8 protein-coding genes and 1 pseudogene are annotated in these 7,741 nt (G+C 69.6%); 3 read left to right on the top strand and 6 right to left on the bottom strand.

Features of this window, described 5'->3' with window-relative positions:
• Positions 1-27 precede the first annotated feature (27 nt).
• The 4 genes from BW41_RS13760 to BW41_RS13775 form a co-directional block, all read right to left on the bottom strand.
• The gene (locus tag BW41_RS13760; protein ID WP_037535082.1) at positions 28-1,230 is read right to left on the bottom strand and encodes a cation:proton antiporter; all 1,203 of its coding nucleotides are present in this window, start codon (positions 1,228-1,230) and stop codon (positions 28-30) included.
• Entirely contained in the window at positions 1,227-2,792 is a 1,566-nt protein-coding gene (locus BW41_RS13765) for a DUF389 domain-containing protein (protein ID WP_037535083.1), read from the bottom strand. The genes BW41_RS13760 and BW41_RS13765 overlap by 4 nt, the downstream gene beginning before the upstream one ends.
• Positions 2,793-2,830: 38 nt before the next feature.
• On the bottom strand, positions 2,831-4,039 hold the full coding sequence (locus BW41_RS13770) for a hypothetical protein (RefSeq protein WP_037535084.1): 1,209 nt from the start codon (positions 4,037-4,039) through the stop codon (positions 2,831-2,833).
• Positions 4,040-4,201: 162 nt separating this feature from the next.
• A complete protein-coding gene (locus tag BW41_RS13775) occupies positions 4,202-4,897 on the bottom strand; it encodes a DUF4396 domain-containing protein (protein ID WP_037535085.1) in 696 nt (231 codons plus the stop codon).
• A gap of 262 nt (positions 4,898-5,159) precedes the next feature.
• Here BW41_RS13775 and BW41_RS13780 point away from each other — a divergent pair, with 262 nt between their 5' ends.
• The gene (locus tag BW41_RS13780; protein WP_161773134.1) at positions 5,160-5,672 is read left to right on the top strand and encodes an energy transducer TonB family protein; all 513 of its coding nucleotides are present in this window, start codon (positions 5,160-5,162) and stop codon (positions 5,670-5,672) included.
• A 202-nt stretch (positions 5,673-5,874) separates the two neighbouring features.
• Here the strand turns inward: BW41_RS13780 and BW41_RS13785 are convergent, their stop codons facing one another.
• Complete coding sequence (locus BW41_RS13785) at positions 5,875-6,087, bottom strand: hypothetical protein (RefSeq protein ID WP_037535087.1); 213 nt, start codon at positions 6,085-6,087, stop codon at positions 5,875-5,877.
• 595 nt (positions 6,088-6,682) lie between these two features.
• On the bottom strand, positions 6,683-6,997 hold the full coding sequence (locus BW41_RS13790; RefSeq protein WP_051583505.1) for a universal stress protein: 315 nt from the start codon (positions 6,995-6,997) through the stop codon (positions 6,683-6,685).
• A 13-nt stretch (positions 6,998-7,010) separates the two neighbouring features.
• Here BW41_RS13790 and BW41_RS13795 point away from each other — a divergent pair, with 13 nt between their 5' ends.
• Positions 7,011-7,487, top strand: a complete 477-nt coding sequence (locus BW41_RS13795; RefSeq protein WP_051583506.1) for an ATP-binding cassette domain-containing protein — start codon at positions 7,011-7,013, stop codon at positions 7,485-7,487.
• A pseudogene (locus tag BW41_RS13800) lies at positions 7,484-7,741 on the top strand (cysteine ABC transporter permease); the annotation flags it as partial. The gene BW41_RS13795 and the pseudogene BW41_RS13800, both read left to right, overlap by 4 nt.

The raw sequence follows: 7,741 nt of genomic DNA on the forward strand, positions 1-7,741 counted from the left end.
CCGTCGCCGGCGCGATGCCGCGGCCGGTCAATGCTCCGCCTCGTCCGACCCGGTCAACCGCCAGTGCCGCAGCAGCTGCGGCATCGTCAGCCCCTGCGCGAAGATCGAGAAGGCGACGACGCCGAAGGTGACGACGACGATCTGGCCGCGCTCGGCGACGCTCGCCGGCACCGCCAGCGCCAGCGCGAGGCCGACCGCGCCGCGCAATCCGCCCCACACCAGCACATGCTGATAGGTCGCGGGCAGCCGCAGCCCCGATCGGGCGAACGGCAGCGCCAGCGGGTAGACCGCGGCCGCGCGGCCGACCAGCGTCAGGACGATCGCGACGACCAGCGGCAGCGAGACCAGCGCGATCGGCTGATGCGCCTCGTGGCTGCCGATCAGCAGGAACAGGCAGGAATTGGCGAGGAAGGCGGCATAGGCCCAGAAATCCTGCACATGCTGACGACCCGCGACCGAAATCGAACCGCGCGGCCCGACGTTGCCGACGATCAGCCCCGCCGCCAGCGCCGCGAACACGCCCGAGGCGTGGACATGTTCGGCGAGCAGGAACGATCCCCAGGCGACCACGGTGGTCAGCGTCACCTCGACCAGATGGTCCGTCGTCCGGCCGGCGAGGGTCAGCACGCCGATGCCGATCGCCGCGCCGATCACCAGACCGCCGGCGACCGTCCACAGCAGCGCGAGCGCGGCGCCCGATGCGGTCAGCGCCTCGCCGTTGGCGATGCCGATGAGGATCGCGAAACCGACCGCGGCGACGCCGTCGTTGAGCAGGCTTTCGGATTCGACCACCATGCTGAGCCGCGGCTCGGCCTTCATCTCCTTGAAGGCGGCGATCACCGAGACCGGATCGGTCGCCGCGATCAGCACGCCGAAGAAGGCCGCGCCGAGCAGGCTCCAGCCGAGCAGCAGGTGCATGCCGCCCGCGACCACCGCCGCGCTGACCGCGACGCCGAAGAAGGCGAGCACCAGGGTCAGCGGCATCTCCCGGCGGAAGCGCGACCAGCGCAGCTGCATCGCCGCCTCGAAGATCAGCGGCGGCAGGAAGACGTTGAAGATCAGCTCGCGCGACAGCGGCAGCGCGGCGCCGACCGGCGAATAGGCGAGGCCGATCCCGGCGAGCACCAGACCGGCCGTATAGGGCAGCCCGATCCGCCGCGACACCATCGCGACGAGCGAGGCGACGACGAGCAGCGTGCCGAGGTCGGTGAGGCCGATATCGCCGCTCATCGGCCGCCCCCCGCCACCGGCGTCAACGCGAACTGCCGGCCCGCGGCGGGGGCGGGCTGCGCCGCAATGCCCTGCTGCCGCAACAGCGCGGCGACGGCGAGGGCGCGCCGCTGGCTGAGCGTCGGCGCCTCGGGCGGCGTGCCGGCGGGCAGGCCCGGCACGGTCAGCGTCGAGACGTTCCAGCGGTGCGCCGCCCAGGCCGAGGTGGCGACGGCGTCGCTCGCCGCCGCATCGAGCGTGTCGGCGCCGTCGGCGAAGGCGATCGGCGGCAGCGGCCCCTGCGGCGGGACGATCGCGACGTCCCAGTCATCGCTTTGCTCGGCCGCGCGCCGTTCGAGCGTGCGATAGGTCGCGACGCTCGCGCCGGGCAGCGGGGCGGCGGCCGCGACCGCGCGATGATGGTCGCGGTCGATCGTCACCGCGTCCGGGGTGATGCCGGTGATCAGCGCGATGCCGTTCGCCAGATCGGTCACCCGCTGCGCGGCGCTGTTGGTCGCCTCGCCCGCCTGGCGCAGCTCCTCGCGCTGCGCCGCCAGCGCGTCCGCCCCGGCACCGAGCAGGATCTGGTCGAGGTTGAGGCGCACCGGCCGCGCGAGCGCCGTCGCCAGCGCCGCCTGGATCGCGCTGGTCTTCTGCATCGCGCGGCGCGGGGTGATGACGACCGCGCGCACGACGATCGGCTCGGCGGTGAAGTCGATGTCGAGCTGGGTCACGCGCGCCGCCTCGCCGAACCGTTCCGACAGCAAGGAGCGGGTCTGCGACGTCGCCAGCGCCTCGCGGCCGATCCGGTTGAGCGAGATGCCGAGCGGGATTGCCATGCCGATGAAGACCAGGGTCAGCACGATGGTCTGCATCCAGCCCTGGCGCCGCGACAGGTGATGGCCGAAGCCGTAGAAGCGCGCCATCACCGTCGCCGACAGCGCGATGGTGATGAAGTTGGTCACGAACAGCGCGAAGGCGCCCATGCCGACCGGTGCGTTGCGCGTGGCGATGCCATAGCCGACCACCGCGAGCGGCGGCATCAGCGCGGTCGCGATCGCGACGCCGACGATCGTGTCGCCGCGCCCGCGGATGATCGCGAAGGTGCCGGCGAGCGCGGCGAACAGCGCGACGGCGAGGTCGAACAGATTGGGGCGCGTCCGCGCGACGATCTCGGCGGTCGGCGCCTGCAGCGGCGAGGCGAGGACGAGCAGCGCGGTGAACGCGATCGCCACCGCCGAGCCGATCGCCAGCGCCTTGAGCGATCGCCTGAGCTCGCGGAAATCGAACAGCGCGAGGCTGAAGCCGAAGCCGAGGATCGGGTTCATCAGCGGCGAGATCAGCATCGCGCCGATCACCACCGCCGGCGACGACAGCAGCAGCCCCAGTTCGGCGATGCCGGCCGACATCATCGTCATGAAGGCGAAGCGCGGGCTCCAGCCGCTCTCCTCGATGACGCGCGCCAGCACCGCCTCATGGTCGACGCGGCCGACCACCGACGTGCGCCACCAGCGATAGAGCGCGAGGCGGCCAAGCTGTCCCGCGGCCGCATGCCGGTCGGCGGGAAGGGTGGGGGAGGTCATCGGCGACTGTGAATCCTGCATGCGCGTCGGGAGGGGGGTCAGCTTTCGGCCGGCGCGCCGACCGCGACCGCGGTGAGGCAGATCAGGCCGATGGCGACGAAGCCGCAGCGGTGACGCCAGTCGCCGACGCCGTTGCGCCGCGCCACCGCGAACGCCAACGCGCATTGCAGCGCGTAGAACAGGGCGAAGGCGCGCGACGACAGCGCCACCACCTGGAACGGATCGGTCAGCCAGACGACGCCGATCGCCAGCATACCGGCGAGCGCGAAGGCCAAGGGCACCGGCACGCGGCGTCGCGACACTTCGTTGATCAGCCCGCCCGCGCCGATCGAATCGGCGACCGCCGCGCTGAGCTGGCTCGATACCGCGCCGGCGAGCACGAAGGCGCCGAGCGCCGGGGCGATCAGCTGCATGATGTCGAGGATCCCCGCCACCCCCTCGGTCTGCGCCGCGCGCGACAGGAAGGGGGTGAGCAGCGCGATGAAGGCGAGATAGATGGCGGAGGCGATCCATTGCGCATGGCGCATCGTCCGGATCCGCAGCTCGGCGGGATAATCGTGGCCGAGGTAGCGCGACGTCTCGAACCCCTGCACCGTGATGATCAGGCCGAGCAGCATCGGCAGGCTGGCCCAGCCCACCCGTGCCGGCGGCAGCGGCTGGACCGCGCCGCCCGTCACCCAGGCGATGGCGAGCGCCACCAGCAGGCCGGCGATGATGCCGATCTTGATCGACACCGTGCCGTGCGCGACATGCTCGACCTTGCGCAGATCGCCGCCGAGCGCGAACAGGGTCATCGCCGCGATCAGCACCGTGACGACGATATTGGCGATCACCGGTTGCCAGGCCGGATCGACCGCGATCGGCTTGAGCGAGAATTCCGCCAGCAGCTTCAGGTAATAAGCGACCGACACCGCATAGGCGAGGGCGAGCACGCCCTGGGTGATGCGCGCCGTCCAGGCGATCGGATCGGCGAAGGGGGCGGTCGCCAGATGATCCTCGACATGGCGGATGTTGAAGCGGATCACCCATCCGGCGGCATAAGCGATCGCCAGCAGCGCCGCCATCGCGAGGAGCGCCGCGCCGCCGAACTCGCGCGCCAGCAACGGTCCGCAGATCAGGAAGCCCGAACCGATGATCGACGCGAGCGGCGTCACCGTCGCGCGCCAGCCGTCCGATCGCGCGAACGGGCTGAAGGTCAGCCATGCCGCGACGAGGATCGAGACGCCGAGCGCGATGATGACGATCATGGAGGACTCCGGTGACGGGATCAAAGCGGCCGCTTTGCAGCCACGGCAGGGTGCGGCTATCCTCGGGACCGCGTCGCCGTCTGTCAACCAAGGTTAACATTTCGCAACGTCAGCGGCGTGCCGGCAAATGCCGGCTCCGCGACGGAATAATCGACGCGCGCGTTACATCGCCTCCTTGACGCCGTTTCGCACCAGCAGCCAGTTCATCGGATAACTTGTGCAGAAACCGGCGAGCATCGCGATTTGCATCGCCATCCAGAACTCCGGCTGGCCGGGTTGGGCGAGGCCGCCGAACTGCGGCGCGAACCACAGGAACTGGATCAACGCCATGCCGCCGTACATGCCGATTTGCCACGCGCCGATCGACAGCACGTCCGCCTTGAGCGCGGCCCTGATGCCCTCGCCCGGCGACAGCTGCCGCATCGGCACGATGCTCCAATATTGAAAGCCGATGCCGAACAGGAAGGCGAACAGAAAGTCGGGGATCCAGAGCGCGACCATGCGCGTGCCGAACAGCGTGCCATAGCCGAACCAGACCGCCACCGCCGGCACCGCGAGCGCGAGTCCCTCGGCGACGATGTCACCGAGCGTGCAGCCGGCCCCGCAATGGCTCGCCCCCTTGAGCACCGAGACGGCGAAGGGCGTGTCCTCGTCCTGCCGCGTCGCGCGTCCCCAGCGATAATAGATCGCCAGCCACACCAGGCTGCCGAACAGCGCGGTCAGCGGCCAGACCAGCGCCATCACCGCCATCTTGGGCGGGTGCCGCCAGACATCGAGCGCGATGGTGATCGCGCAGGCCACCGCCAGCGACAGCGAGACGATCGCCGCGAGGTGCAGGGAGGCCGGAACGTTCGTCATGACCGTGTAACGCGACACGCCCGCGATGGCTGCCGTCCGTCGTCCGGCGACGCCCGCCGCGGCGGACGATCGTCGACCGGGCAAGTGGTTCAACGCACACGCTTTATCTTGACATTTGGCCCGTTCCGGCACAATTTCGCGGCGAGTCGAAGCGCGACCGCAGACCACGTTTCCCTCATCGACCAAAGCGACCATGCGGCAAACGCCCGCAGGTTTACGCACGTGTCTGATGGCCGATCACCTGGCAGTGGGAGATCGAAACATGAAACGACTGTTCCTCACAGCGATCGTCATAATGTCTGTCCTGTTCCCGGTCGCCGAAGCGAAGAAGCGACCCACCGATATCCATGTCACCGCGCCGGCCACCGCCCAGCTCTGGGCGGCGCAGCTTTCGCGCAGGATCAACGATGCGATGCGCTATCCGGTCGCGATGAGCCCGACCGAACGCCTGTATGGCTTCGCGCACGTCCGCTTCACTATGAACGCGGACGGAAGTTTGCGGAGCGTCTGGTTCTGCCGCAAGTCCGGCAATCGGCAGATCGACCAAGCCGCGCTGAACGCCGTATCGAAACTGAACGGGCTCGCCAGCCTGCCGGCGGGTATCGCGCCGGGACGGCAAATCGAGGCGCAGCTGTTCTTCGCGGAAGACGAAGAGGAGATGCGCGATATGGTGCGGGCCAACACCCGAGTCCGGGATCTGCCGGCCGATGCCCTTGCCGAACGCACCGATCCACCCCTGGTTCTTGCATCACTGGCTCGGATGCCGGGCAGCTAAGGCCGCCGGGCATTCCAGGGGGGCGCAGTCCGATGGCTCTGCGGGTATCGGGCTGCGCCTTCGCGGACGGCGCGGCGACGGATCGATGGTGAGCGCGTCGACGGCGCGGGCAAGTCGGTCCGGTGCGGCGACTGCTGGCATTCGACGAGGTCGTCGGAGGGGGCAGATCGAGGTCGCGCTTTTGCGCGGATCGACCGGGGCGTTACTTCGGCGCCGGAAAGTCCGTCGGCGCGGCGTTGCCGTCCAGTACCTTGTTGATGAACGATTTGGTGCCGCACGCCTCGAGCGATCGACCGAGCTTGATCGCCACCTCCGGCTTCATCCGGACCCTGCGGCCGTCGCTCGCCTCCAGAAAGACGTGGCCATCATCGACCCACACCCGCGGCGACTCTCCATATTCGATGAACACGGACATAATCCATCCTTTTCATGGATCGATACGTGCCGGCAGGATGATCTTGGACGCGGATCGGAGAGTGGAATTATCGTTTAACTGGCCGAAGGTCGCGTGATCTGCTCTCCGGCGCAGACCAGACGTGCATGTTCTTCCTGTCGATGTATTGGGATCGTCTCCACGAATACAGTCCGGACAGGATAACGATCACAAGCTCGAAGAGCCAGATCACGCACAGGATATCGGCGATCATAGCAATGAATGACACGGCTATCCTCCCTGCTGCACAGCCGAGAGCCTCAACGGTATACGATATCAAATGATCTTACGACGAGCGATCTATGCAAGCTCTTCGACTCGCAGAATGATGATACCGACTCGGCCATTTGTCAATCGCCGGAGAGCTTCGCAACGCGGATCAATTTTGGGTGATCGTAGACCTGCCGGCAATTGGAACCGGACGTTACTTGCGCAACCCGACGGAGGCCGATGGAGTCTCCCCCGCCAGCAGCGTCTCCGCCGATTCGAACTTGGCCCCGCCCGCCCCATGGAGGTTGGCGTTCCGATGGGGATAGCCCCGGTCGAGCCGCCCGAGGCGCTGCTCGCCTGGCGCGCGTCAATGCGCGAAGAGGACCGGCACCGGGCTTTCGTCGAGCATCGTCCGGGTCACGCCGCCGAGCAGCGCCTCCTTGAGACGGGAATGGCCGAAGCCGCCCATGACGACGAGGTCGGGCGCGCGCGCGGCGATCGCGGCGAGCAGCGTCTGCGCCGTGCACCCCTGTGAGGATTGCCATGGCTCGATCCGCGCAGCGATGCCGTGGCGGGAGCTATAGGTCGCGGCATCCTCGGCGGGCAGTCCGGCGCGACCGTCCGCCACCGTCAGGATCGTCGTCGCCGTCGCCTGCGCGAGGATCGGTGTCGCGGCCTGCATCGCCTTCGACCGGGTGACGATCCGCTATCCAGAGAGCGACCGTGCCGCGGTCGACGCCCTGTCGCTCACCGGTGCGGCGGGGGAGACGGTGGCGCTGGTCGGCCCGTCGGGCAGCGGTAAGTCGAGCCTGCTGCGCGCGCTGCTCGGGCTCGCGCCGGTGACGGGGGGTGCGATCCGCATCGACGGGGCGGCGCTGCCGCCGGATGGTGGCGTCACCGCGGCCTGGGCGGGCCCCACGCCGCTGCTGCTCCCCGGCATGATCGCGGAGGCGATCGCCATCGCCGCGCCCGGTGCCGCGCGCGAGCTACTCAAGGACGCGCCGCTGCTGCTGCTCGACGAGCCGAGCGCGCACCTCGATGCCGCCGCCGAGGCCGAGATGATCGCGGCGCTCGCCCGCGCCTGTGCCGGCCGGACCGCGATCCTCGCCACCCATTCGCCCCGGCTCGCCGCGATCGCCGACCGCATCGTGCTGCTGGGGCACGCCGCGTGAGCGGTTTCGCCGCGCTGCTGGCGCGCGAAACCCGCCGCCACCGGCACGCCTTGTGCCGCGCCGCGCTGCTTGCGGCGGCCGTCGCCGCGGCTGCGGTGGCGCTGCTCGGCCTGTCGAGCTGGTTCCTCACCGCGGCGGGCGCCGCGGCGCCCGCCCGCGGCCCCCCGGCGCCGGGGGTCCAATATTTTCTGCCGGGGGCGGCGCTCCCGCTGCCCGCGGGCCCGCGGCCCCGCGCCCGCCACTGCGCGCGGGCG

The organism is Sphingomonas sp. RIT328 (genome assembly GCF_000632225.1).
In the GTDB taxonomy this organism is placed as follows: domain Bacteria; phylum Pseudomonadota; class Alphaproteobacteria; order Sphingomonadales; family Sphingomonadaceae; genus Sphingomonas; species Sphingomonas kyungheensis.

Excerpts from the sequence above, each read along its gene's own strand:
- BW41_RS13760 (WP_037535082.1), bottom strand. The coding sequence starts at position 1,230 with ATGAGCGGCGATATCGGCCTCACCGACCTCGGCACGCTGCTCGTCGTC.
- BW41_RS13765 (WP_037535083.1), bottom strand. The coding sequence starts at position 2,792 with ATGACCTCCCCCACCCTTCCCGCCGACCGGCATGCGGCCGCGGGACAG.
- BW41_RS13770 (WP_037535084.1), bottom strand. The coding sequence starts at position 4,039 with ATGATCGTCATCATCGCGCTCGGCGTCTCGATCCTCGTCGCGGCATGG.
- BW41_RS13775 (WP_037535085.1), bottom strand. The coding sequence starts at position 4,897 with ATGACGAACGTTCCGGCCTCCCTGCACCTCGCGGCGATCGTCTCGCTG.
- BW41_RS13780 (WP_161773134.1), top strand. The coding sequence starts at position 5,160 with ATGAAACGACTGTTCCTCACAGCGATCGTCATAATGTCTGTCCTGTTC.
- BW41_RS13785 (WP_037535087.1), bottom strand. The coding sequence starts at position 6,087 with ATGTCCGTGTTCATCGAATATGGAGAGTCGCCGCGGGTGTGGGTCGAT.
- BW41_RS13790 (WP_051583505.1), bottom strand. The coding sequence starts at position 6,997 with ATGCAGGCCGCGACACCGATCCTCGCGCAGGCGACGGCGACGACGATC.